Origin of the sequence: Dickeya sp. CFBP 2040 (assembly GCF_012273755.1) — a bacterium.
Taxonomy (GTDB): domain Bacteria; phylum Pseudomonadota; class Gammaproteobacteria; order Enterobacterales; family Enterobacteriaceae; genus Dickeya; species Dickeya poaceiphila.
The window spans coordinates 42,007-65,698 of record NZ_JAAVXH010000083.1; the positions used below are offsets into that span (position 1 = coordinate 42,007).

A 23,692-nucleotide genomic window follows, 5' to 3' on the forward strand; every position below is an offset into this window, starting at 1 on the left:
TATCACGGCGATGTGATCATCGTCACCGTTATAGCCGTAAATCATTAATCACACCGTTTATAACAATTTCCATTCTAATTGTAGGACACTTATACCTAGAGGCGCAGCGCGATTCCTGTTAATGTTTGCCTCGCCGGAATTAACCGGTATATCGATACATCGGCAGGCCGTCTGAACGGCGTCTTTCACTTTTAGTCACCCACTGTTTTATCTGACATCATGACATATTCCAAACACGCACTTTCGTCGCTGAGCTTGTTCATCACCCTCAGTGCCGCAGGCATTTCCACCAGCCATGCGGACACCATCTGGTTAACCAATGGTGATAAGATCAGCGGCCAGATTACGCTGCTGGATAGCGGCAAGTTGTTCATCAAAACCGATTATGCCGACACCATGTCGGTCACCTGGGACAAAGTCAAAACCTTCCAAACCGACCACGGGATGGTGATCCAGGGTCAACGCTACGAAAAAGGCGTACTTTATCCCTCGATCAAAGCCTCTGACAGTTCACGCGCCATCGTTGCCCAACCGGCAAGCGTAGATGGTCAGCAGGTCAGCGCCGGTCAGGAAACGCTGCCGCTGTCTGATATCAATTCGATGGTCGTACCACACCGCTGGGTGGAGGATTTCTCCTGGAAAGGCAATATCGACGTTAGCCTGGCCCACAAGAAAAGCTCCACTGAAACCGACAACCGCGATGCCACGCTGAGTACCCGCCTGCGTCACGGCACCTGGCGTCACAATCTGGATGCCAGCTACCACATGACCAAAGAAGACAATGTGGAAAGCACCAAAAACGCCGCCGGGGAATACGCGCTGGATAAATTCATTGACGAGCACTGGTTCTGGCAGGGTCGCTATGAATACAAACGCGACTGGGTGGAAAACATCAAGATTAACCGTTCTGTCGGTACGGGTCCGGGTTACCAGTTCTGGGATAACGATCTGGGCGCGTTCGCTATTACCACGCTGATAAACTCTCAGACCTTTATTTATCAGAATGACAACCAAGATAACTTCTATTCTGGTGGGCTGAAGTGGGACTACAACCGCTTCCTGTTTGGTAAACGCACCGAATTGTTCACCGATGGTGAAGTGGGCCGTTCGTTTGACAGCACTACGTCTCTCTACTTGAAAGCGGGTGCCGGTCTGCGCTTCAAAGTCACCGACTGGTCATCCGTCAGTATGAAAGTATCCCGCAACCGTACCGAAAGCGTTCAAGGTAACGTCAACGATACGCTGTACTCGCTGGGTCTTGGCGTCGGCTGGTAATTCTGCGGTCTTAGGTTCCTGTGGCGGTCACAGGAACCGTTTCCCGACCTTGTTTGTCGAGAAAGATGTCCATAAAAAAGCCCGGTTTTCCTGAACCGGGCTTTTTATTGATTACTCGTTGCTAATCAGCACACCTTCACTGCGGTTTCGCTTCCTGTTTAGACAAGTCTTCCGCAATCTGGACGGTTTCATTCAGGTACGCATCCGGGTCCTGATAATCCTTCGGCAAATCATCCAACGTCTTCAACAACGGTTTTCCCTGACGCTTCAAGCGATCATTGATGCGCTGCAGACGCGTGGCCTCATCTTCGTTATTTTCTTTCTGGCGCTGAACCAGATTCAGCGACACGTGGTTACGTTTCGCTTTCATTTCCTGATAACGGGCCACATCCTGCTGGATGAACTGGAATTCCGGGTCCCTGGCGATACGCGCGTTATGCTGATCAAGCAGTCCCGGCAACAGCGGTTTCATATCACCCATCACCGTATAACTGGCGGGTTTGATGCTGTCCCACGGCAAAGCGTTATCTTCAAACTTCTCGCCCGTATCCACTACCTCGTTGCCAGTTGGCATCACGATATCGGGTGTGACCCCTTTACGCTGGGTGCTGCCGCCGTTGATGCGGTAGAATTTTTGGATGGTGTATTGCACAGAACCCAATGCAGGCCATTCCGGTCGCAACATCTGATCGTAAATGCGGTTGAGAGAGCGGTACTGCTGCACAGTCCCCTTGCCGAAGGTCGGCTCACCAACAATCAGCGCACGGCCATAATCCTGCATCGCTGCCGCGAAAATTTCCGACGCCGAGGCGCTAAAGCGATCAACCAGCACCACCAGTGGACCTTTGTAATAAATGGTGTCGTCAGTATCGCTGTCTTCGCGCACTTTACCGTTGTTGTCGCGCACCTGTACTACCGGCCCGGTGGGAATGAACAATCCAGACAGACTGACCGCTTCCGTCAGCGCACCGCCGCCGTTGCCACGCAGGTCAATGATGATGCTGCTGACGTGCTCTTTTTCCAGTTTTTGCAACTGAACTTTCACGTCATCCGTCAGCCCAACATAGAAACCGGGAATATCCAGCACCCCGACTTTGTCTTTACCGGCATCCTTAATAGACATTTTCACCGCACGATCTTCCAGTCGGATGCGCTCGCGGGTCAGCGTGATGGTTTGCGTTTTAGTGCCCTTGCCTGCCGGCAGCACTTCCAGACGCACTTTGCTGCCTTTCGGTCCCTTGATCAACGCCACCACATCATCAAGACGCCAGCCAATCACATCGACCACCGGCTTACCGGCTTGACCTACGCCCACGATACGATCACCAACACTAATGCGTTTGCTTTTCGCCGCCGGGCCACCCGGCACCATGGAGTTGATGACGGTGTAATCTTCATCCATCTGCAACACCGCGCCGATGCCTTCCAGCGACAGGCTCATCTCGGTATTGAACTGTTCAGTATTGCGTGGCGACAGATAACTGGTGTGCGGATCGATTTCCCGCGCAAAGGCATTCATAATCAACTGAAACACGTCTTCGCTGTTGGCCTGTACCAGACGGCGAATGGCAAACTGATAACGTTTGGTCAGCGTTTCCTTGATTTCTGCATCGGCCTTGCCGGTCAGTTTCAGGCTCAGCCAGTCATATTTGACCTTGGCATCCCACAACGCGTTGAGTTCATCAACATTTTGCGGCCAGGGCGCTTTGGCGCGATCAAGATCAATAAAATCGTTGCCGTTCAGATTGATAGGCTTTTCCAGCAGCGTCAGCGCGTACTGATAGCGTTCGAAACGGCGCTTTTGGGCCAGATTGTACATGGCGTACGGCAGGGTAAGTTTGCCGTTTTTCAGGTTATCGCCCAATTCGCCTTTTTGACCGGAAAACTGCGCCACGTCGGAAGCCAACAACACGTTATGGCTGTAATCCAGCATGTTGAGGTAGCGATCAAAGATCTTGCCGGAAAACTGCGCATCCAGCATGAACTGACGATAGTGGGAACGCAGGAACCGCGACGCAACACGTTCACTGACGGTGGCATGTTGCATTTCCGGCTGCAATTGAGGGATTTGATCCGCACGAGTGATATTCTCACTGGCAAGCGTGCATCCAGACAGCAAAAGCCAGGTTAACGCGACTGCTTTAACAAATTTGTTCATGCCCTGGTCGGCCTCCGTATCAGAACTGCAAATGTTCTGCGCGTACGATCATCGCCATACCAGAAGCCAGCTGTACCCTGACTCCATCTTTGGCGATCTCAAGCACAGTGGCATCCATGGCATTTTTACCAGCCCTGACTTTGATTTCCTGGCCTATCTGCAGGCTGGAAATATCCGTCACCGCCTGCCGTTCCGGTTGTGCCGCACGGGCTGCTTTAGGCTGACGGGGCTGGGATTTATCGGATGACGGAGAAGCAGTCTGTGCGGAACGGGGAGAAGATGGACGCGGCTTGCGCGGTGCAGTGCCAGCGGCATCGCGCTCACGGCGCGGGGCATTTCTGCCAGCAGACGGGCGTGGGCGGGATGGCTCAGCCTCACCGGACTCACGCTTCTTCGCCTGCTGTTCTGCACGCTGTGCCTGAACGCGGGCCTTGGCTTCTTCCAGTTGCTTGCGCGCATGTTCTACATGCTGCTGCTCAAGCTCACCACAGGGATTACCGTCAAGATCGACACGTTGGGCACCTAGCTTGACGCCATACAGATAGCGCCAGCTCGACGTATACAGACGGAGCGCAGAGCGCAACTGCGTCTTGCTGACGTGTTCGGATTCGGACACGCGTTCGACCAGATCTTGAAAAATACCAATCTTTAACGGACGCGCTTCGCCTTCAAGCGTGAAACAGAGCGGAAAACGCTCTGCCAGATAGGCGATCACTTCTTTACTACTGTTCAACTTAGGTTGATTTTCCATGAAATTTCCTGATTACAACGGGTTTGCCAACCAGCGCAGGCATGAACAGGCGTCATTATAATGACGCCATCGGCAATTGCTACGTTATCCTTGTCGCAACGTAAGAGAATTGATGAAAGCCAGCACGTCGCTTTGTGACAATTGGCGGCATAGCACGGCCACGACAGCGTTTAGCCCGTCTTCATCCTCTGCATCAAAACGGTGATAAACGGTGCTGTCGATATCCAGTACGCCAATCAACTGTCCATCGACCGTCAGCGGCAGCACTATCTCGGCATTACTGGCGGCATCACAGGCGATATGACCGGGAAACTCATGCACATCGCCAACCCGTTGGATACGGTTTTCCGCGACCGCCCGACCACAGACCCCTTTCCCTGCTGGAATACGCACGCAAGCCGGGCGCCCTTGAAACGGCCCCAGAAACAGCGTATCGCCATCCAGCAAATAAAAGCCGGCCCAATTCACACCATCCAATCGTTCAAACAGTAATGCGCTGCTGTTTGATAAAATCGTGAGGAAGCGATCTTCACCGGCAATCAGCGCAGTCAGATCACGTACCAGTTCATCGTAGAATTGTTCTTTTTTCATCGCTTGCAATAGGCAGAAATTGTTTTTATGGAACGCCCAACGGCTGACGCCCACGTCACATTACATAAAGTTTCGCATCAGGATGCTACAGGATTTCTCTTGTCAGCCCAACTTTCACCACACAGCGTTGCCACCAGATGTGGTTTCTATTCCATCGTCTGGCATCTTGCCGTTGCCGCACCAGTTACCTTTTGATGTCACCCTCATAATTAGCTGACAATTAGCTGACAAGAGTAGCAGTGATTTTGTGTCATTCATCATTCAGTTACACTATGATAATACCTGTCCTGTTAACCTTCTTGCAGGAAATATGAAAATTTATAACGCCGCCCCGTCTGCCGGGCCGGCTGATTTGCCGCCAACCGCGCCGCGCCGCCTGCAACGTTGCCCACAATGCGACCAATTATTTATGTTGCCCCGGCTTAAACGCCATCAACATGGCCATTGTCCGCGCTGCGCGGCGCACATCGGCAGCGGTCGAGACTGGCCTATTTCCCGACTCGCGGCAATGGCATTTGCCATGCTGGTGCTGATGCCCTTCGCCTATACCGAGCCACTGCTTAATATCCGCTTGCTGGGCGTATCAATCAGTGCCAGTCTGCTGGAAGGCATCTGGCAAATCACGCGTCAGGGACACCCGGTCACCGCCAGCATCGTCGCATTTTGTACTATCGGCGCACCACTGACGCTGGTATTCGCCCTGCTGTATCTGTTTTTCGCCCCCCGTGTCGGCATGAACCTGCGCCCGGTGCTGCTGCTCTTCGAACGCCTGAAAGAGTGGGTCATGCTGGATGTGTATCTGGTCGGTCTGGCGGTCGCATCAATTAAAGTACGTGAATTTTCCGAGGTCCTGCCCGGCAACGGGTTGCTGGCATTTCTGGCTCTGATAGCGCTCAGTCTGTTGACATTGATTCATCTGAATAGCGAGCAACTCTGGCAGCGCTACTATCCACAGCGCGTCACGAACTCGCCGCAGGCGCTGGTCTGCCTGTCCTGCCATTTTACCGCCGAGCCAGATAATCTGGGGCGCTGTCAACGTTGCCATACCCCACTCACGCGGCGGCGTCCTTATAGCTTGCAAAAATCCTGGGCAGCGTTGATTTCCGCCGTCATCTTGCTGCTGCCCGCCAATCTGATGCCGATTTCGGTGATTTACGTCAACGGCGTTCGCCGGGAAGACACGATTTTTTCAGGCATTATGTCACTGGCCGCCGGGAATATTCCCGTGGCGTTGGTGGTTTTCATCGCCAGTATTCTGGTGCCGTTCAGCAAGGTAGTCATCACCTCTTTCCTGTTGCTCAGTATTCATTTTCGGGTGCAATACAGCCAGATGACGCGTATGCGGTTATTACGTCTGATGAACTGGATCGGTCGCTGGTCGATGCTCGACCTGTTCGTCATCGCCCTGACCATGTCGCTGGTTAACCGCGACCAATTGCTTGCCTTTACCATGGGACCCGCGGCGTTCTATTTTGGCGCCGCCGTTATTTTGACCATATTGTCCGTCGAGTGGCTGGATAGCCGACTGATATGGGATAACGATTAATAATTAGTAGGATAACCATGCAAAACCCAACGCCGATGACCCCCACTGAAGCCAATGTCAAAACCCGACGTCGCCTGTCGCCATTCTGGCTGCTGCCTTTTATCGCGCTGCTGATCGCCGGCTGGCTGCTTTACACCAACCAGCAGGAGCGTGGCGCAACGGTAACTATCGATTTCGTGTCGGCGGACGGCATCGTCCCTGGCCGTACGCCAGTGCGCTATCAGGGGGTTGAAGTCGGCACCGTGCGCAACATAAAACTCAGCGATGATTTGCGCACTATTCAGGTCATCGCCAGCATTCGTAGCGACATGAAAGACGCGCTGCGCAACGGCACACAGTTCTGGCTGGTGACGCCCAAAGCCTCGCTGGCCGGGGTGTCCGGGTTGGATGCGTTGGTCGGCGGCAATTACATCGGCATGTTGCCCGGTCACGGCGATCCCGCCAGCCATTTCACCGCACAAGACAACCAACCCAAATACCGTGTTAACAGCGGAGAATTGTTGGTGCACCTGCACGCCGACGATCTCGGCTCGTTGAATGCGGGGTCACTGGTCTATTTTCGCAAAATTCCCGTCGGGAAAGTGTACGATTACAGCGTTAATGCCGATCATCGCGGCGTGATAATCGATGTGTTGATTGATCGCCGTTTTACCGCTCTGGTGAAAAAGAACAGCCGATTCTGGAACGTCTCCGGTTTGAAAGCAGACGTCAGTCTCAGCGGTGCCACCGTCGAGATGCAAAATCTGTCTGCGCTGGTTAACGGCGCGGTCGCCTTTGACTCCCCTAAACAGGGCGAGCCTGCAGCAGCGGATCAGAACTACGAACTGTACCCGGATCTGGCGCGCAGCCAGCGTGGTGTACAGATTACGCTGGACTTGCCTTCCGGCGACAAGCTACAGGCCGGACATACGCCACTGCTGTATCAGGGATTAGAAGTCGGCACGCTGCAACGACTCACCCTTGAGGCGAACCAGCGCGTTACCGGAGAATTGATTGTTGACCCATCGGTAGTGCCGCTGATGCGGGAAAACACCCGGATCGAACTGGCCACGCCGCGTCTGTCGCTAAGCGACCTCAACCTGCCAGGTCTGCTGGTCGGTACCACGCTGACGCTGGTTCCCGGCGATGGCAAGCCGCAACAGCACTTCACCGTCACTGACGCCACCCAGCAGCAGCTACAGCAACCGGGGGCTCTCATTGTTGAATTAACCGCCAGCCAGAGTTACGGCATCGACAGCGGCCAGCCGGTTATGCTGCATGGCGTACAAATTGGCCGCATTGTTCAACGCACGCTAACCGATAACGGCGTCAATTTTAGCGCGGTCATTGATCGTCAATACCGTCACCTGCTGCACAAAGACAGTCAGTTCATCGCCAGCAGCCGAGTCAACGTCAAGCTGGGACTTGACGGTGTGCAGATGCAAGGCGCCAGCGCCCAGGAGTGGCTGAACGGCGGCGTCACCGTGCTGCCGGGTTCAACCGGCGATGCCCAGTCGCGTTACCCGCTCTATAGTGATCGGGAAAAAGCCGGCGCCGGGATTCAGGGCACTACCCTGCCGACGACACTGACACTCTTGACCGACAGCCTGCCGGATATTCAGGAAGGCTCGGTCGTGCTGTATCGTAAATTTCAGGTCGGTGAAATCACCCACATTCGTCCCAAAGCGGAAGCCTTCGAAATTGATGTGTATATCCGGCCTGAATACCGCAAATTGCTCACCGATAATAGCGTTTTCTGGGCCGAAGGCGGTGCACGCGTGCAACTCAACGGCGCGGGGTTGACGGTACAAGCGTCTCCGCTCAGCCGGGCGCTGAAAGGCGCCATTAGTTTCGATAACGTGGACGGCGCTGCCGACGTACAAGGCGGCAAACGTCCGTTATATAACAACGAAACCGCCGCCAGAGCGATTGGCAGCCGGATCACGCTGCGTACCTACGACGCCAGCAAACTCTCCGCGGGAATGCCGATCCGTTATCTCGGTATCGATATCGGCCAACTGGAATCGCTGAAACTGGCGGAACAGCGCGATGAAGTGCGGGTGCAGGCGGTGCTGTACCCGGAATATGTACGCCATTTCGCCCGCGCCGGCACCCGTTTCTCGGTGGTGACGCCGGAAATTTCCGCCGCCGGAGTGAACCATCTGGAAACGCTGATCCAGCCTTACATCAACGTCGAACCGGGTAACGGCGCCGTTACCCGTAGCTTTGAGCTGCAGAAAGCCACCATTTCCGACTCCCGTTATCAGGATGGCCTGAACATCAGTGTTGACACCGCTGAAGCCGGATCGCTACAGATAGGCACCCCGGTGCTGTTCCGTGGGATTGAGGTCGGCACGGTAACCGGTCTGTCGCTCGGCGCATTGTCTGATCGGGTATCGGTCGCGCTGCGCATCAGTAAACGCCACGCTCATCTGGTGCGTGATAACTCCGTATTCTGGCTGGCCTCTGGTTATAACCTGCAATTTGGCCTGACCGGCGGCGTCATCAAGAGCGGCACGTTCCAGCAATTTATTCGTGGCGGCATCGCCTTTGCTACGCCGCCGGCTACTCCGCTGGCCCCTGCCGCACAAGCTGGCAAACACTTCCTGTTGCACGGCGAAGAACCGGCTGGCTGGCGCGACTGGGGAACAGCGCTACCGGAACGATAAGCCCGATACCTGCGACTCACCCGCACCTGTAGCGGTGAGTCGCTATCCCTCCCGGTGGCCGGGATATGGTAAGATTGGCGTTTTGATTGTTGTTGTAACGGAACCGTTGTTGTGGCCAAACCTATTCCCGCCTCCCTCACTCCCGATTTTCTGACCGCCATGCAAGCCATCATGCCTGCACATCTGAGCATGGATGCCTTTATCGATGCCTGCCAGCGACCGCTGCGCCGCAGTATTCGTGTTAATACGTTAAAAATCAGCGTGCCCGATTTTCTTGCGCTGGTCGCGCCCTACAGTTGGGAACTGGAAGCCGTACCCTGGTGCGATGAAGGATTCTGGTTACTGAACGCTGATGAAGAAGCCATGCGGCTCGGCAACACGCTGGAGCATCTGGCTGGCCTGTTCTACATTCAGGAAGCCAGCTCTATGCTGCCGGTCAGCGCACTGTTCATGGTAAATGATACCCCGGAACAGGTGCTGGACATGGCCGCCGCTCCCGGCTCCAAAACCACGCAGATCGCCGCCCGACTCAACAATCAGGGCGTTATCGTCGCCAATGAATACTCTGCCAGCAGGGTTAAGGTGTTGCACGCCAACCTGCACCGCTGCGGAGTCAGCAATACAGCGCTGACGCACTTTGATGGCCGGGTATTCGGCAGTGCTTTGCCAGAAACGTTTGACGCTATCCTGCTGGATGCGCCCTGCTCTGGTGAAGGTGTGGTCAGGAAAGATCCTGCCGCCATGAGCCACTGGTCGCTGGAAAGCATCGCCGATATCGCGGCGACCCAGCGCGAGCTGATCCTAAGCGCCTTCCATGCTCTGAAACCAGGCGGCGTACTGATTTACTCCACCTGCACGCTGAATCATCAGGAAAACCAACATGTTTGCCGCTGGCTGATGCAACAGTTCCCCGATGCCTGCGAGAGCGAATCGTTAAAGGATCTCTTCCCGCAAGCGCATCGTGCGCTCACCGATGAGGGGTTCTTACACGTCTTCCCGCAAGTTTACGACAGCGAAGGTTTTTTTGTGGCGCGTTTACGTAAAACCGCCAGCGTACCGCCGCTGGCAGCGCCGGATTACAAACTTGGCAGGTTGCCGTTTACCCCTCTCAGCCACAAAGATGAACAGCTGATTCGCCAACATGCCCGACAGGCGGGTCTGCAATGGTCAGAACAGCAATTACAGTTGTGGCAGCGGGACGATGAAATCTGGTTGTTTCCGACAGCAGTACAACCCATGCTGGGCAGAATACGGTTCTCCCGTATCGGCATCAAACTGGCAGAGCGCTTTGCCAAAGGCTATCGCTGGCAACATGAAGCTATCGTGGCGTTGGGCAACCCTGACAGCGCGAATGCCTGTGCGCTCAGCGCAGAGCAGGCTGTGGACTGGTATCGAGGCAAAGACATTTACCCCCCCTCCTTCATCAACCATGATGAGATGCTGTTGACCTGGCAACAGACCACGTTGGGGCTGACCAAACGCGTCGGTCAGCGGCTGAAAAATACCCTGCCTCGTGATCTGGTGCGCGATGGCGCCAATGTGGTGCTTTCCATCGATTAATCTTTGACCGGGTCGCGGTAAACGGCGCTCCCGGTCGGTTTTTTTCATCTACACTCACAATCAACGCGTAACATCAACACCCAACTTGTTGAGGAATCTATGTTCGCACTGGTGATCTTTGTCTGTTACCTGGGCGGTAACTGCGAGAGTCTGGTCGCGGGAACCTATATCAATGAACCACAATGTCTGGGGGCCATGGAGGAACAGCAAATTCGTAACGGCGGCTGTTTTCCGGTTGATGATTTTCACAGCGGGTACTGGAAACCGGCGAATACGTATCGGGATCATTAGTCACACCGTGCGACTTTCACTGCAACAACAAGACATGACCTGCATCCAATAAATATGACCAACATCCAATAAAAAAGGGCAACGCCGCAGTTGTAACGACATTGCCCAAACCGAGGTAATGAGAACTGACTGTTATGATTAAGATTTAACACGGTTAGCGCCCGATGATGCTAACCCTGTCATGCCACTCAAAACTTCACCCATTCATCTTTATCAGCATGGTGTGTTGTGCCGCCAGCCGGCTGCGACTCAGCCTTCTTATGCGCCGTTTTCCGGCCTGACTGGCCCGGTTTGCTCAGCAATAATGCCTGATGATTAGCCGTTGCACCGCCATGATGCGAATGATGATCATCGCCCAGATGAAACGCGGATACCGTCTGCATCAGTAACTGCGCCTGTTCTTCCAACAAACTGGCTGCCGAAGATGACTCTTCCACCAATGCCGCATTTTGCTGTGTGGTGCTATCCAGTTCGGTAACAGCCTGAGCAATTTGGCTAATACCGCGGCTCTGCTCATCCGATGCAGAGGCAATTTCGCCCATAATGTCAAATACATGCGTGACAGATCGCACGATATCCTGCATGGTTTTACCCGCATCATCCACCAGTTCGGAACCGGTATTGACCCGTGAAACCGACTCCTGAATCAGCCCTTCGATTTCCTTAGCCGCCTGCGAGCTACGCTGTGCCAGATTGCGGACTTCACTGGCGACGACCGCAAAACCGCGCCCTTGCTCACCCGCCCTCGCCGCTTCAACCGCCGCATTCAACGCCAGAATGTTAGTCTGAAACGCGATGCTATTAATCACCGACGTGATTTCAGAAATACGTTTGGAACTGCTGGAGATATCGTTCATGGTTTTCACCACGTTACTGACGATTTCACCGCCCTTGATGGCATTTTGCGACGCTTCCGATGCCAGTTGCGAGGCATGATGCGCATTTTCCGAGTTCTGTTTTACCGTCGAGGTCAACTGTTCCATACTGGCGGCGGTTTCCACCACCGCTGCCGACTGCTGTTCGGTGCGTGATGAAAGGTCAACATTGCCTGCGGCGATTTCCGCCGACGCAGACGCCACATTTCCCACCCCTTCCCGAATATCCAGAATCATGGTTCGCAATTTGTCGTTCATATTTGCCATGGCGGAAATCAACATACCCAGCTCATCACGACGCGAAGAACTGATCGACGACGAGAGATCACCGCTGGAAATACGCTCCGCCACTGACAACCCTTGCTGAATTGGGGCCACAATCTGCACCGCAATGCGCCATGTCATGACGATGCCAAGCAAAATGACCGCAGCCCCGGTCACCGTCATTTTTAATTCCGATGACTGGATGGTCTGGCTGGAATTAGCCAGTTGCTGGTTAAACAAGGTGGATACATCCGTATTCACTGCCTCCGCCGCAGCCGTCATGGCCTGACTGGCACGGGTTTCATCCTGAAATGCCACCAGATAAGCCCTGGCAGACTGGCGATACGCCAGAAAATAATCCCATGCTGTTTTCAACCCCGTTTGCACTTCCGGCGGCACGTGCCCGGCTTTTTCCTTAATAGCCTTTTCCGCGATATCAATACGTTTCAGGGTCACCGCCAACGTGCTGTCAGACGGCGCCAGCAGCAAATCATGCGCCACATCGCGAATGGCAGACATATGCTCACTGAGTTGATACAGCACTACCTGGATATCAGCGGGGATGCCACTTGCCTGTTGCCACGTACTCTGGAACGTTTCAAGCACCTTTTCGCTTTCATCCTGGCCGATTTTCAACCCGGCTGCATCTCGCGTTTTACTGGCGGTAATAAAGGCATCTCGCGCGGTGCGATAAGTTTTCAAATCCTGATCAATACGTTCGATATCATCAATGGTGCTCTTATCCCAACTCAGACTTTTAGCCTGAACGATAATGTCACCCATTTTATTGACCAGTACCCCATTTTTCTCCATAACATTGTAGTCATGCGTAAACTGAAATTGCGTACGCAAGACGCGAGCCTGAGCCAATGCGGCATTAAGCTGATTGGTCAACAGCACCTTATTATTATTATCATCCACGGCACGAAACCCAAAGATGCCGGAAACCAATACCACCAGCGACAATAACAGCACCGAGCCAAACCCTAGTGACAACCGGGTTCCAACTTTAAGACTATCGTATTTTTCACCCAGAATACTCATAGAATCACCTGTTTATGATTATCGTTATCCGATTGCCATAATATTTGCAGCATGGCAATCATGACGGATAAATGCATCGCCACGTAATAATTCAGTAAATGACTACCATCCAGGTTTTCAGACTGCGCATCCCAGCCTCGAAAATTTATCGGCCTGTATATATCGTAGTTTAATAAAAGCGTGGGCAATCACTAAACAATTAGACAGTCATCACAGTTCATATCGTCTTAAATTAAAGGCAGAAAAACCAAATCATTAGAAGGGAATAGATATTTATCTGAAAGGTGATAACGAACAACAATATGAAAAATAAAATAACAGCATGATAGCCATCAGCTATAATTTCGGCTTTATTCTGTTACCCCAAAAATAGAAACCAATGTAATAGCAATGTTAATTGTATGATGCATTTTTACATGCATGACATTATTTTTTGCCGTATATAAATTATACAATCTGGATAACTCAGCAAAAGTAAAATCATTCCCGACCACGCATCACATTTTCAACGTTATTTTTCTGACCAGATAATAAATATTGTCACGACCATCACATGTCAGGGCTGATGACAAAGGTCAAATAAAAACACACCCGGTGCTATGCATGATGAACGCACCGGGTGTGTTGATCTCATAAACTGGGTATGAATGTCAGCACCACCACACCACGTGGCGTAACCTCATCCACCCCACACTGGAATTGCAAACCGCCACCTTCGACCTGCATTTTGCGCCCCGGCAGCAGTGCGACGTCATAGATATCGTTCTTACCATCAATATCCAGCAACCAACGGCCATTGCTGATGCTGGTAATACCGGTATCCACCAGCCAGGAAGACGAACTGCCCTCAACCAACAAAGGCGTATGCAATCCGGCTGGAATAAACTGTGGGTCAGCCTTCCATTCCCCTGCTTCCTGTAATTTACCGGTTTTCAACACATTGCGTGGAATCAGGCATACGTTGCCGTCATCGTGGCGACCGGCAGGGGTGTCATGCTGCTGTGGCGACCCCTTACCCGTCGCCAGCCACGCCAGAGACACACCGGTATCGAGCGCGCAGGTAACCACCACATCCCCAGGAAAGAAATCACGGCGAATCCAGGTGCTAATCGTACCGGGCGCAATACCCAACAAATCCCCCAGTTCTTTTTGCGTACTGAACCCATAGGCATCCAGCATACGACGCAGCACCGCCTTACCGCCTGATGACAAAATCTGCTCATAAAGCGCTTTGCCCTTCAGTGGTGATTTATGGGCAAAGACATTTGCATTTGCAAATTCACCTGTTACCAGCCATCCGGCATCCGCTCCAGTATCAAGCGCACATTTCAGAATAATATTACCCGGCACGTTCCCTCGCTGAACCCAGTTACTGATTGTATTGGTCGGTATTTCAGTCACCTCGCTCAGTTCCTTCTGAGTCTTTACTCCATAGCTCGACATAATGCGCTCAAGCACGGAGGCCGCAGACGCGGCATCACCATTTGTATTCAAAAACACCTCACGAGTATTTACATATACACGTTACGTGTTTTATAGTGTCTGCATAGCACATGTAACACCATAGAACACCCTAGCCTGGGGGAGATATTGCTTTATGTCGGACGAGATTTCAATTCTATCGCTCATTTCTGAGGATAATCCTACTTCATCGAGTGGATTCATTAGCACGGAAACGAACTTTTCCATCGATAACCGCATACCTCATAGTATACCTGTTCAGGCAAGGGCGACTTTCACCTGCTTGCACAATGCAATGCGAGCGGTAGCGCCAGTACCTGTAATGTGGCGTATCCCGCATCATACGGGGCAACAACATCCGTCAATCAGCAGTACCATCGCGCCACCTTATTTTGCAAATGCAAAAACGGCATTCACTCCTTTCTGGACGGCAACCCTGTTTTTAGTTGCCTTAGCTATCCATACGTTATCGGATTGGGACTGCCGTTTAATTCCTGTGAATGGCAGCAATGACTTTAAAATTAAATTCGAAAAATCGAATGAAGTTAATCGTAAAATCCTGACGCCAAATACTAACCGCCATGATGGCGAGCGAGCGTAATCATGAAACCACATTATGCTTTTACCGCCGAGCATCTACAGACTCTGCCGCCAAATTTGCGAGCGCTTCTCGGAAAACACTTTGCGGATTCACGCTGGGAACAGACATGCCTATTTTACCGGCGATTATCTGAACGCTATCGGCGCACGCTGTGTTTTCATGCCGCATTGCACCAACGCTGGTGCGTCTACTACCTGGACGAGATGGATGAGATGGCCAGAGAAAGGATTGTCAGTGCACTAAGCGAACTGCGCAGCGCGTTCGGGGAACCGGAAAAACAGGAACAAACCCATTTATTACCATCGATTAGATCCCTCACCCTCAGTGAGCGTCGTACGTTATTTTTTCATGCCGGGCTTACCAACCAGGAGTTTAATCAGCCTTTACGGCGCATTGACGATCCCGATTGCCAATGGGCTAAAGCGCTAATTCGCGCGGTGGGTGAATTACACAGCATGTTTATCGATGCGCCAGACATCCTGACCAGCATCAAACCCGAACATTATTCAGGCTAGCAGCCGTTTTTTCACTGACAACGAATTTCACCCAAAAAACAACCGTCATTACCCCAACCACCAGCGCAAAGGCCGCCGTTCGGCAGGCAGGATTTGTTGCTGCTTATTATCAGGAGATTGTATGAAAAACACACGATTAATACATCAGCCCCACACCATCACGGAGGACGCTCCTCCGAATGATGTCTGGCGCACGGAGTTTGCGCATCGCTATAGCGAGCATCTGGAGCAACTGGCACAGCACGCCTGGCAAGAACGCTTGTCCTTGCAGGCGTTGGTAGCGCTGCTGCAACAGGAAGCTGAAAAAATCCGGCACCAGATATGGGAGACGCACTGATGGCAGACAGTATGGACATTTCTCAGGAGCAGCAAGCCATGCTGCTGGACGCACAAATCGCTCAGGCACGCACCTCCACTGCGACGCCGTCCTCATCAGTCTGCGAGGATTGCGAGGCTCCGATTCCTCAAGCCCGCCGTCAGGCGATTCCGGGGGTGGTGTGTTGCGTCTCCTGCCAGGAAATCCGCGAGCAGCGGCAACGCCACTACCGCTTGCCGTCGTGACGGCGAACTTACTGGCTGACTGGCTGGAGCAACATGCAGCTATTTGCGCCGCTAATCCGGCATACGCTCATCGGGTAGGCAACACGTTGGTTGGTTATGATGTCTGACGAAACTGAAAAAAGCGCTGACAACGGGTGTCATCACTGGGTCTATGCCTGGAATGCCCCCCGCTCCGCCATCCTGCCTGAATCCAGCACGCTGTCTTCGGATACCCTGCAACAAGGGCAAGCAGTACTGTATCAGTTGGCGCTGCTACCACGTTTTCTGGCCGATCACTTTCGGCGTCGTTTCGAGTATCTGAAGCAACATCAGGGGCTACAGGTTGCGTTCAACTATCTGCTGAGGGTAGTTCACCGACGGCTGTGGCCCCGGATCGACGCCGTTAATACCCGTTACCGAATGAACACCGCCGGTTCGTCGCACTTCATCAGTGAAGCGGAACAGTATCATCAATTGCCGGACATGCCGGACAAGGTCTTATCCGCCTTTGCCCGTCGCATTGCCGGCCATATGAACGATGCCTACAACGCCTGCTGCGAAAGCTACTTACAGAAATCGGCCAGTGGTCATGCACCGCTATTCAGTCATGAAACACAAACGCACATCTATGGCCAGTTAGCGGCACTGGCGCACGCATTAAACGTAACGCCCGCCCACTGGCATCGTCATCAAAACGGGTCGATGACGTTAGAACAGGTATTTTCCGGCATCATGCGACTGGTCACTCCCCGATGGTGGGAGCGCCAGTTGAAAATCCAGCGAACCCGCTGGCGCGAAGCATTATGGATTGCCAGCGGCGAAGTCAGCCGCGCTGCGTCTGCGTTTCTCAGCCGTCAGGCCTGGCAGGATATCCGCCACCGACGTCTGGCGACGCTGGATTTTCTGAAAAGCCGCGAGCTGGAAAACACCCGCAGTGGCGAGCGTGTGGATTTGGTCGATAAAGTCATGGCCAGTATCGCCAACCCAAACATTCGGCGCATGGAACTGATGGCGATGCTGGCGGGCATTGAACGTTACGCCACCGCACACCACCATATGGGTATGCTGGTAACGCTGACCGCTCCCGGCCATTATCATCCTACTCGTACCCGCGGCAATAACCAGGTCTTGCCTAACACTACATGGATGCCGGATTGCCCTTCGCCCAAAATGACCCAGCACTATCTGGTCAAACTCTGGAGCAAAATCCGTACTGCGCTCAAAGATCGCAAGTTGCATATCTACGGTTTGCGGGTCGTCGAGCCTCATCACGACGGCACGCCGCACTGGCACATGATGCTGTATTGCGAGCGCGCGCAGCGTCAGGCGGTTGTCGATATCCTGCGACGTTATGTGCTGCAACAGGAAAACAGCGACGCAGTACAACGCTTGTTTGACTGCAAACACATCAACAAAGGCGGTGCAACGGCCTATGTCGCCAAATATATCGCTAAAAACATTGATGGTTATGCATTGGATGGCGAATCAGACCATGAAACCGGAAAGCCGCTGAAAGATATGGCTGCGGCCGCCTCGGCCTGGGCATCGCTCTGGCGTATTCCTCAGTTCCATTTTATCGGTCTGCCCACGGTTGGCGCATACCGTGAATGCCGGAGGATTCGTAGCCTATCCCTGACGGACTCGCTGGGCGAGCAGGCCGAGATGGTGAGATACGCCGCCGATCGCGGCGATTTTGCCGCCTATATCGAAGCACAAGGCGGTGCAAACGTTGCCCGAAAACACCAGTCAGTCCGTGTCGCCAGAGCCGCCAGCGAACGATTAAACGCCTACGACGAAGCGATTGTACGCACCGTGGGTATTTTTTCCGCCCAGTGCGGCAGCGAACAGGTATTCACCACCCGACCAGATGAATGGCAAATTGTCGCTAAACACCATGCCAGCAATGATGTCGTCGATGGCTATCGGCATAGTCGCCCTTGGAGTTCTGTCAATAACTGTGGGGGAGCGTTTTCATCGGGCGTTCGCCCTTACGCATTTAGTGATATTCCTCGTGTTCCTTCAGCACGACTAACCTATTTTCAGCGTGACCAGTTGGCCTCGTTACACCCCCGTCTTCGTCAGCAAGGCATTGAAACCTCTCGCTGGGAACGGGAGGCGCTGGTGCGCGGGGCCAGGGTAAGAATTAACGGTCAACTGATTGATGAAATTAGGAATAAAACTATATTCGCCGTTGATGAAAAGCACATCATGAGTGCACAGGTCCTGCACTTATAAGTTGACTAATACTACTGAATTAAAGTACTGTATATAAATACAGTCTCACAATGGAAGAGGTACCGTGGAACAGACTGAAAGCAGAGAGCTGACCTTGTCAAGGATTCGATTGATTGCCGATATGTCTTTGATATCACAATGTAATCCTGAAGAAATGAAAATCGCCATGGCGTTAATCGCCGACTTGTCTCACGGCGAACTCCCGAACAGTGATTACCAACAATTTCTGAAGAACAGCAGTGATGGGCAACGAATGAAGGAATGGTTCGAACAACAAATGTTGTGAGGGATTGCGATGGATAATAACGACCGACGTGAAATAATCTGGCACTCCGCCAGAAGCACATACAAATTAATGGATTTTCTCTGTGGCCAACGCGCCAGACCGATACACAGCAAAATTTATTTTCGTATTCAGACTGTTTAATAACAACAGCCTACCCGGTTAAAACCGGTATATACATTTGGCATGACCTGTATTATATAAATTGTATTATTTGACCCAGTGTAGATCTGTTCGTTGGTGATATATTTCACTTTATAGACCCTAAATAATTCGAGTTGTAGAACAACACGCACTCCCCCTGCCGATCAATATCGGTCGGGGGAATTGTTCACCGAAACGTTTTTTATCCGTTGTTGTGCCATCAGCGCTACAGCGCTCCTGTATTGCGGGCAACACCAATCCTCTGGAGGATAAAGGGTCAGAAAAGCCCCGTTTTATTCGGCCTTATTTTATCTGCAATTAAAGGTGTCACATGAAAGTCTACGCCCATCAGGACGACTCCCTGGACGCGCTCTGTTACCGCTACTATGGCCGCACGCAAGGCGTGGTAGAAACGGTTATGCAGTCTAACCCAGGGCTGGCGGACCTTGGTCCGCTTCTGCCACACGGCACTGCCGTGACCCTGCCCGATATTAGCGTTTCCAGCTCACAGGAAAGCATTAATATCTGGGAATAATCAGGCTCATTGGTTCCATGTTCGCCTTAATTAAATCAAATCAGGCAACCTGGAGATCGTCGCCACACCAGGAATCTTACTATGCAAAAACCGCAAAGCCTCAGACTTGCACTGACTACGGCATTACCTTTATTAAGTAATAGATTACAGTTTCGGATTCAGGAAGGTGAAATTGCTGCATTGCAGGAGCCGTCGCTGTCATTCGAATACCGCTATCAGTTGCTGCTGACGCTGAATAACTTCACTGATAACCCGGATACGCTTTTTGTCACCCTGTTACTCTGGGTGCGTCAAAATCAACCAGACTTGTTAACACGCGAGAGCATTCGCAATAAAGGTATCAGTTTCACCATCGATAACCATGCCGATAACACCAGCACATTGTCCGTTCGGCTTAATCTGACGGAACGCAATCGCGTCACTGAACAGAATCAGACGCTGCAAGTGCATTATGAACCGGAACCCACGCCGCCCGAACCGGCTAGCCGCCCCCATTCACTCTATATTGCAGGTGAATTAATCAGCCAATGGCAAGGCAACTGATGCTCTGAGATATATTTCCCCGATAAGGCCGTGACAAAACGGCCTGTTTATTTCATTGCTAACCATACCGAATGGTTATTACCCGCTCAATAATTATCATCCCCTCGTTTATTTCTATTTTATTACCGCAGCGGCATCCGCTAATTGAATACCTCCCTTCGCGGTTATTTTCCTTATCGCACGTTATTTTAAGAATAACGCACTAGCTACCAGGAATAACCATTTACCAGGAATAACCACGACTTGCCCTTCTGGATTTATATCCTGTCATCATCCTGTTCCACCGCGAAAAGCTGGGTCGTACGCGTTGGAATAATGTGGCGTAGCAACGGTGCTATCAGAAGCCACACAACCACGGCAAATTGTCTCATTTCGCGGGAAGACGCATTCTTCCCACCATGAATACATACGAATATCTCTCCGAAATCCAGCGCGCGCTGCGTAACCTGATTCGTATCGGCGTCGTTACCGAAGTCGATACCCAGCAGGCACGCTGCCGCGTGCAGACCGGTGGCATGGTCACCGGGTGGCTCCACTGGCTGTCCCGTCGTGCGGGGAGTTCCCGCGAATGGTGGGCGCCGTCGGTGGGTGAACAGGTACTCATACTTGCAATAGGAGGTGAACTCAATACGGCGTTTGTCGTACCGGGTATTTATAGCGAACGCCATCCCGCGCCATCGGTTTCTGCGGATGCCTGCCACATCAGCTTCCCTGATGGCGCGGTGATGGAATATGAACCAGCCAACGGCGCACTGACCGTCACCGGCATCAAAACCGCCACGGTCGTCGCGGCGGAATCCGTGTCCGTTACCACCAAAAACGTCACCATCAACGCCAGCGAACGCATCACGCTGGATACCCCAGAAGTCGTCTGTACGCATAAGCTGATCACCCAAACCCTTGAAGTGCAGCAGGGCGGCAGCATCACAGGCAGCGTCACCCATTCAGGGGGAAGTTTCTCCTCTAATGGCGTGGTGGTGCATACCCATCAGCACAGCGGCGTACAAAGTGGCGGCGGCACAACAGGAGGACCTCTATGACCAGTACGTCGTACACCGGCATGAATCGCAACACCGGCAAACGCATCAGCGATCTGGAACATCTGCGTCAAAGCGTACGCGACATTCTGACTACCCCGCAAGGCAGCCGGGTGATGCGGCGCGATTATGGGTCACTGCTTTCGACCCTGATTGACCAACCGCAGACACCCGCACTGAAGCTACAGGTGCAGGCGGCCTGCTATGTCGCGCTGCTGAAGTGGGAACCCCGACTGACGCTGACATCCATCTCAATGGAAAGCCACTATGACGGCCAGTTGATTGTGGATATTTCCGGCACGCTGGCCGGCAACGGCACCCCCCTTTCGTTAACCATTCCCGTGAGCTGAGATCATGCCTATTATCGATTTAAGTCAGTTACCCGCCCCAAGCGTCGTGGAAACGCTGGATTATGAAACCCTGTACGCGTCGCGCAAGGAAACCTTGTTATCACTCTACAGCGGTGATGAGCGAGAAGCCGTCGCACGCACGCTGACACTGGAGTCTGAACCGCTGGTGAAGCTGTTGCAGGAAAATGCTTACCGCGAACTGCTGATGCGCCAGCGCATTAATGAGGCCGCGCAGGCCGGTATGCTGGCATTCGCCAGGGGCAACGACCTGGACCAGTTGGGTGCTAACGTCAACGTTTCCCGACTGGTGATCACCCCAGCCAATACGACCGCCGTTCCCCCCATCGCCGCCGTGATGGAGTCTGATACCGACTTCCGCTTGCGTATCCAGCAGGCTTATGAAGGTCTAAGCGTGGCGGGTTCCATCGGCGCTTACCAGTTCCATGGGCGCAGCGCCAGCGGCCAGGTGGCGGATATTTCCGTTATCAGCCCCGGCCCTGCTGAGGTGTTGGTGTCGGTTCTGTCGCGCGAAAACGACGGCACCGCCAGTGATGCGCTCATCGCCACCGTGAACGCCGCGCTTAACGCCGAGGACGTCAGGCCGGTAGCTGACCGGGTCACCGTCAAATCAGCGGTGATTGTTCCTTACAACATTAGTGCCACACTTTATCTGTACCCCGGACCGGAAGCCGAACCGATACGTGCTGCTGCCGAGAAGAAGCTACAGAGTTATGTCACAACCCAGCATCGTCTGGGACGCGACATCCGCCGCTCCGCCATTTACGCGGCACTGCATGTGGAAGGGGTGCAGCGGGTGGAACTGGCGAGTCCGTCTGCGGATATCGTACTGGACGATACTCAGGCGTCGCACTGCACCGGCTACACCCTGACATTGGGGGGAACGGATGAATAAAAGCCCCCTGCTTCCCCCCGGTTCCTCCGACCTGGAACATGCGGTTGCAACCACGGGCGCCAGTCTGGAAACAGTGCCGATTCCCCTGCGCCAGATCTGGAATCCTGATACCTGCCCGGTCGAGTTGCTGCCTTATCTGGCCTGGACACTGTCGGTTGATCGCTGGGATGAAAGCTGGTCAGAGTCCGTCAAACGCAAAGTCATCAAAGATGCGTTTTTTATCCATCGGCATAAGGGCACCGTCGGCGCGCTGCGCCGGGTGGTCGAGCCGCTGGGATATCTAATTCGCATCAAAGAATGGTGGCAAACCGGTGACGCCCCCGGCACCTTCCGGTTGGATATCGGCATCCAGGACTCCGGAATTACGGAGGAATCGTTTAACGAACTGGAACGTTTGATTGCCGATGCCAAACCCGTCAGCCGCCAGATGCTGGGGTTGAACATCAATCTGGATACACAAGGCAGCGTCTCGCTGGGTGCCAGCTCTTACAGCGGCGACGAACTGACCATCTACCCTTACTTCCCGGAAACCATCAGCATATCAGGCGAAGAGTTCACAGGGGCAGCCATTCACCTTATTGATGATCTGAACGTCGGCGGTTGATTCACGCCTCCCCTTAAGCCAGCCTGCGCTGGCTTTTTTTATGTCGAATCATACCCGCCTGTTGTCTCTGCTTTACGCCAACGCCCGTGTGGTGCGGCTCGCCGGATACTCCCGCATACTACCGTTACTCAATCCACAGCCGGGGCACTCTGCCGGCTGGTGATCACCAGTCAGTTCCCCCGACTTCCCCGATGCCCGTTGCGGCATCCTATCCTGTTAACCGTATGAGTAATCTGCATGAGTACAAAATACTTTGCTTTACTAACGAATATCGGCGCGGCAAAACTGGCTAACGCCACCGCGCTGGGTAACCATCTGGCTATCACGCAAATGGCGGTAGGCGATGGCGGCGGCAGCCTGCCGACCCCGATGCCCGCTCAAACCAAACTGGTCAATGAAAAACGCCGTGCGCCACTCAACGCACTGAGTGTCGATCCCAAAAACCCCAACCAAATCATTGCTGAACAGGTTATTCCTGAAAATGAAGGCGGCTGGTGGATACGTGAGATCGGCCTGTACGACAGCGACGGCGATCTGGTTGCTGTGGCGAACTGCGCGGATACCTATAAACCACAGTTGCAAGAAGGTTCAGGCCGGGTACAAACCGTCCGTATGATCCTGATCGTCAATAGCGCCGATGCCGTTACCCTGAAAATCGACCCGTCGGTAGTGCTGGCGACACGGCAATACGTCGATGATAAAGCGATTGAGGTGAAAGCGTACGCCGACAGCCAACTTAACGCGCATATCACCGCCGCCAACCCTCACCCGCAATACGCACCGCTCAACAGCCCAGCTTTAACTGGCGTTCCCACTGCGCCAACAGCAGAAAAAAACGCAAACTCCACACAGCTGGCTACCACCGCGTTCGTCAAAAATACCGCGTTGCTCAAAGAGCAAAACGGCGCTGATATCGCCGATAAATCAG

Annotated in this window: 24 protein-coding genes; 19 read left to right on the plus strand and 5 right to left on the minus strand. The window is 53.1% G+C overall.

The window, feature by feature from the left end; all coding sequences use genetic code 11:
• The first annotated feature begins 219 nt into the window (after positions 1 to 219).
• A complete protein-coding gene (locus tag Dpoa2040_RS10945) occupies positions 220 to 1,275 on the plus strand; it encodes a DUF481 domain-containing protein (protein ID WP_042870849.1) in 1,056 nt (351 codons plus the stop codon).
• A 136-nt stretch (positions 1,276 to 1,411) separates the two neighbouring features.
• On the opposite strand, the gene prc is transcribed toward Dpoa2040_RS10945, so the two are convergent.
• From prc to Dpoa2040_RS10960, 3 genes are all read right to left on the minus strand, one after another.
• Positions 1,412 to 3,433 (minus strand): carboxy terminal-processing peptidase, encoded by a 2,022-nt coding sequence (gene prc / locus Dpoa2040_RS10950; RefSeq protein ID WP_042870851.1) that lies wholly within the window; start codon positions 3,431 to 3,433, stop codon positions 1,412 to 1,414.
• Between the two features lie 19 nt (positions 3,434 to 3,452).
• Positions 3,453 to 4,184 (minus strand): RNA chaperone ProQ, encoded by a 732-nt coding sequence (gene proQ / locus Dpoa2040_RS10955; protein WP_042870853.1) that lies wholly within the window; start codon positions 4,182 to 4,184, stop codon positions 3,453 to 3,455.
• 84 nt (positions 4,185 to 4,268) lie between these two features.
• Positions 4,269 to 4,775, minus strand: coding sequence for a GAF domain-containing protein (locus tag Dpoa2040_RS10960; protein WP_042873931.1), 507 nt, complete (start codon positions 4,773 to 4,775; stop codon positions 4,269 to 4,271).
• A 310-nt stretch (positions 4,776 to 5,085) separates the two neighbouring features.
• Here Dpoa2040_RS10960 and yebS point away from each other — a divergent pair, with 310 nt between their 5' ends.
• From yebS to Dpoa2040_RS10980, 4 genes are all read left to right on the plus strand, one after another.
• Entirely contained in the window at positions 5,086 to 6,321 is a 1,236-nt protein-coding gene (gene yebS, locus Dpoa2040_RS10965; RefSeq protein ID WP_168641264.1) for a membrane integrity lipid transport subunit YebS, read from the plus strand.
• 17 nt (positions 6,322 to 6,338) lie between these two features.
• A complete protein-coding gene (locus Dpoa2040_RS10970; protein ID WP_168641265.1) occupies positions 6,339 to 8,969 on the plus strand; it encodes a PqiB family protein in 2,631 nt (876 codons plus the stop codon).
• 111 nt (positions 8,970 to 9,080) lie between these two features.
• Positions 9,081 to 10,529, plus strand: a complete 1,449-nt coding sequence (gene rsmF, locus Dpoa2040_RS10975) for a 16S rRNA (cytosine(1407)-C(5))-methyltransferase RsmF (protein ID WP_168641266.1) — start codon at positions 9,081 to 9,083, stop codon at positions 10,527 to 10,529.
• Between the two features lie 99 nt (positions 10,530 to 10,628).
• Positions 10,629 to 10,820, plus strand: a complete 192-nt coding sequence (locus tag Dpoa2040_RS10980; protein ID WP_042870862.1) for a YebW family protein — start codon at positions 10,629 to 10,631, stop codon at positions 10,818 to 10,820.
• A 188-nt stretch (positions 10,821 to 11,008) separates the two neighbouring features.
• Here the strand turns inward: Dpoa2040_RS10980 and Dpoa2040_RS10985 are convergent, their stop codons facing one another.
• Complete coding sequence (locus tag Dpoa2040_RS10985) at positions 11,009 to 13,003, minus strand: methyl-accepting chemotaxis protein (RefSeq protein ID WP_168641267.1); 1,995 nt, start codon at positions 13,001 to 13,003, stop codon at positions 11,009 to 11,011.
• A gap of 630 nt (positions 13,004 to 13,633) precedes the next feature.
• Entirely contained in the window at positions 13,634 to 14,446 is an 813-nt protein-coding gene (locus tag Dpoa2040_RS10990) for a helix-turn-helix domain-containing protein (protein WP_168641268.1), read from the minus strand.
• 154 nt (positions 14,447 to 14,600) lie between these two features.
• On the opposite strand from Dpoa2040_RS10990, the gene Dpoa2040_RS10995 reads away from it, so the two are divergent.
• The 14 genes from Dpoa2040_RS10995 to Dpoa2040_RS11055 all read left to right on the plus strand — a co-directional run.
• Positions 14,601 to 15,065 carry a hypothetical protein gene (locus Dpoa2040_RS10995; RefSeq protein ID WP_168641269.1) on the plus strand — a complete coding sequence of 155 codons (465 nt, stop codon included), beginning with the start codon at positions 14,601 to 14,603 and terminating at the stop codon, positions 15,063 to 15,065.
• A gap of 2 nt (positions 15,066 to 15,067) precedes the next feature.
• The gene (locus Dpoa2040_RS11000; RefSeq protein WP_050569452.1) at positions 15,068 to 15,580 is read left to right on the plus strand and encodes a hypothetical protein; all 513 of its coding nucleotides are present in this window, start codon (positions 15,068 to 15,070) and stop codon (positions 15,578 to 15,580) included.
• A 121-nt stretch (positions 15,581 to 15,701) separates the two neighbouring features.
• Positions 15,702 to 15,917, plus strand: a complete 216-nt coding sequence (locus Dpoa2040_RS11005; protein WP_168641270.1) for a DUF2732 family protein — start codon at positions 15,702 to 15,704, stop codon at positions 15,915 to 15,917.
• On the plus strand, positions 15,917 to 16,141 hold the full coding sequence (locus Dpoa2040_RS11010) for a TraR/DksA family transcriptional regulator (RefSeq protein WP_042873933.1): 225 nt from the start codon (positions 15,917 to 15,919) through the stop codon (positions 16,139 to 16,141). Before Dpoa2040_RS11005 ends, Dpoa2040_RS11010 begins: the two co-directional genes overlap by 1 nt.
• A 96-nt stretch (positions 16,142 to 16,237) precedes the next feature.
• Positions 16,238 to 18,355: a replication endonuclease gene (locus tag Dpoa2040_RS11015; protein WP_168641271.1), complete on the plus strand. Its 2,118-nt coding sequence runs from the start codon at positions 16,238 to 16,240 to the stop codon at positions 18,353 to 18,355.
• 64 nt (positions 18,356 to 18,419) lie between these two features.
• Positions 18,420 to 18,641, plus strand: coding sequence for a hypothetical protein (locus Dpoa2040_RS11020; RefSeq protein WP_168641272.1), 222 nt, complete (start codon positions 18,420 to 18,422; stop codon positions 18,639 to 18,641).
• Between the two features lie 472 nt (positions 18,642 to 19,113).
• Positions 19,114 to 19,317, plus strand: a complete 204-nt coding sequence (locus tag Dpoa2040_RS11025; RefSeq protein WP_168641273.1) for a tail protein X — start codon at positions 19,114 to 19,116, stop codon at positions 19,315 to 19,317.
• Positions 19,318 to 19,398: 81 nt separating this feature from the next.
• The gene (locus tag Dpoa2040_RS11030) at positions 19,399 to 19,860 is read left to right on the plus strand and encodes a phage tail protein (RefSeq protein WP_168641274.1); all 462 of its coding nucleotides are present in this window, start codon (positions 19,399 to 19,401) and stop codon (positions 19,858 to 19,860) included.
• 398 nt (positions 19,861 to 20,258) lie between these two features.
• A complete protein-coding gene (locus Dpoa2040_RS11035) occupies positions 20,259 to 20,900 on the plus strand; it encodes a phage baseplate assembly protein V (protein WP_168641275.1) in 642 nt (213 codons plus the stop codon).
• Positions 20,897 to 21,247, plus strand: a complete 351-nt coding sequence (locus Dpoa2040_RS11040) for a GPW/gp25 family protein (RefSeq protein ID WP_168641276.1) — start codon at positions 20,897 to 20,899, stop codon at positions 21,245 to 21,247. Before Dpoa2040_RS11035 ends, Dpoa2040_RS11040 begins: the two co-directional genes overlap by 4 nt.
• Before the next feature lie 4 nt (positions 21,248 to 21,251).
• Positions 21,252 to 22,160 carry a baseplate J/gp47 family protein gene (locus Dpoa2040_RS11045; protein ID WP_146411241.1) on the plus strand — a complete coding sequence of 303 codons (909 nt, stop codon included), beginning with the start codon at positions 21,252 to 21,254 and terminating at the stop codon, positions 22,158 to 22,160.
• Complete coding sequence (locus Dpoa2040_RS11050) at positions 22,153 to 22,764, plus strand: phage tail protein I (RefSeq protein ID WP_042870886.1); 612 nt, start codon at positions 22,153 to 22,155, stop codon at positions 22,762 to 22,764. Before Dpoa2040_RS11045 ends, Dpoa2040_RS11050 begins: the two co-directional genes overlap by 8 nt.
• A gap of 40 nt (positions 22,765 to 22,804) precedes the next feature.
• Positions 22,805 to 22,927 (plus strand): hypothetical protein, encoded by a 123-nt coding sequence (locus Dpoa2040_RS18475; RefSeq protein ID WP_256376383.1) that lies wholly within the window; start codon positions 22,805 to 22,807, stop codon positions 22,925 to 22,927.
• 74 nt (positions 22,928 to 23,001) lie between these two features.
• Positions 23,002 to 23,692: phage tail protein (locus tag Dpoa2040_RS11055; RefSeq protein ID WP_210423907.1), on the plus strand; the 691-nt coding region annotated here is incomplete at its 3' end.

What these genes read in the sequence shown, in the direction of transcription:
- Dpoa2040_RS10970 (WP_168641265.1), top strand. Translation starts at nt 6,339, where the DNA reads ATGCAAAACCCAACGCCGATGACCCCCACTGAAGCCAATGTCAAAACC.
- Dpoa2040_RS10995 (WP_168641269.1), top strand. Translation starts at nt 14,601, where the DNA reads ATGTCGGACGAGATTTCAATTCTATCGCTCATTTCTGAGGATAATCCT.
- Dpoa2040_RS10945 (WP_042870849.1), top strand. Translation starts at nt 220, where the DNA reads ATGACATATTCCAAACACGCACTTTCGTCGCTGAGCTTGTTCATCACC.
- yebS (WP_168641264.1), top strand. Translation starts at nt 5,086, where the DNA reads ATGAAAATTTATAACGCCGCCCCGTCTGCCGGGCCGGCTGATTTGCCG.
- Dpoa2040_RS10985 (WP_168641267.1), bottom strand. Translation starts at nt 13,003, where the DNA reads ATGAGTATTCTGGGTGAAAAATACGATAGTCTTAAAGTTGGAACCCGG.
- Dpoa2040_RS18475 (WP_256376383.1), top strand. Translation starts at nt 22,805, where the DNA reads ATGTCGAATCATACCCGCCTGTTGTCTCTGCTTTACGCCAACGCCCGT.
- Dpoa2040_RS11045 (WP_146411241.1), top strand. Translation starts at nt 21,252, where the DNA reads ATGCCTATTATCGATTTAAGTCAGTTACCCGCCCCAAGCGTCGTGGAA.
- Dpoa2040_RS11015 (WP_168641271.1), top strand. Translation starts at nt 16,238, where the DNA reads ATGATGTCTGACGAAACTGAAAAAAGCGCTGACAACGGGTGTCATCAC.
- Dpoa2040_RS11030 (WP_168641274.1), top strand. Translation starts at nt 19,399, where the DNA reads ATGCAAAAACCGCAAAGCCTCAGACTTGCACTGACTACGGCATTACCT.
- Dpoa2040_RS10980 (WP_042870862.1), top strand. Translation starts at nt 10,629, where the DNA reads ATGTTCGCACTGGTGATCTTTGTCTGTTACCTGGGCGGTAACTGCGAG.
- Dpoa2040_RS10990 (WP_168641268.1), bottom strand. Translation starts at nt 14,446, where the DNA reads ATGTCGAGCTATGGAGTAAAGACTCAGAAGGAACTGAGCGAGGTGACT.
- Dpoa2040_RS11010 (WP_042873933.1), top strand. Translation starts at nt 15,917, where the DNA reads ATGGCAGACAGTATGGACATTTCTCAGGAGCAGCAAGCCATGCTGCTG.
- Dpoa2040_RS10960 (WP_042873931.1), bottom strand. Translation starts at nt 4,775, where the DNA reads ATGAAAAAAGAACAATTCTACGATGAACTGGTACGTGATCTGACTGCG.
- Dpoa2040_RS11035 (WP_168641275.1), top strand. Translation starts at nt 20,259, where the DNA reads ATGAATACATACGAATATCTCTCCGAAATCCAGCGCGCGCTGCGTAAC.
- Dpoa2040_RS11050 (WP_042870886.1), top strand. Translation starts at nt 22,153, where the DNA reads ATGAATAAAAGCCCCCTGCTTCCCCCCGGTTCCTCCGACCTGGAACAT.
- proQ (WP_042870853.1), bottom strand. Translation starts at nt 4,184, where the DNA reads ATGGAAAATCAACCTAAGTTGAACAGTAGTAAAGAAGTGATCGCCTAT.
- Dpoa2040_RS11000 (WP_050569452.1), top strand. Translation starts at nt 15,068, where the DNA reads ATGAAACCACATTATGCTTTTACCGCCGAGCATCTACAGACTCTGCCG.
- Dpoa2040_RS11025 (WP_168641273.1), top strand. Translation starts at nt 19,114, where the DNA reads ATGAAAGTCTACGCCCATCAGGACGACTCCCTGGACGCGCTCTGTTAC.
- Dpoa2040_RS11040 (WP_168641276.1), top strand. Translation starts at nt 20,897, where the DNA reads ATGACCAGTACGTCGTACACCGGCATGAATCGCAACACCGGCAAACGC.
- Dpoa2040_RS11005 (WP_168641270.1), top strand. Translation starts at nt 15,702, where the DNA reads ATGAAAAACACACGATTAATACATCAGCCCCACACCATCACGGAGGAC.
- prc (WP_042870851.1), bottom strand. Translation starts at nt 3,433, where the DNA reads ATGAACAAATTTGTTAAAGCAGTCGCGTTAACCTGGCTTTTGCTGTCT.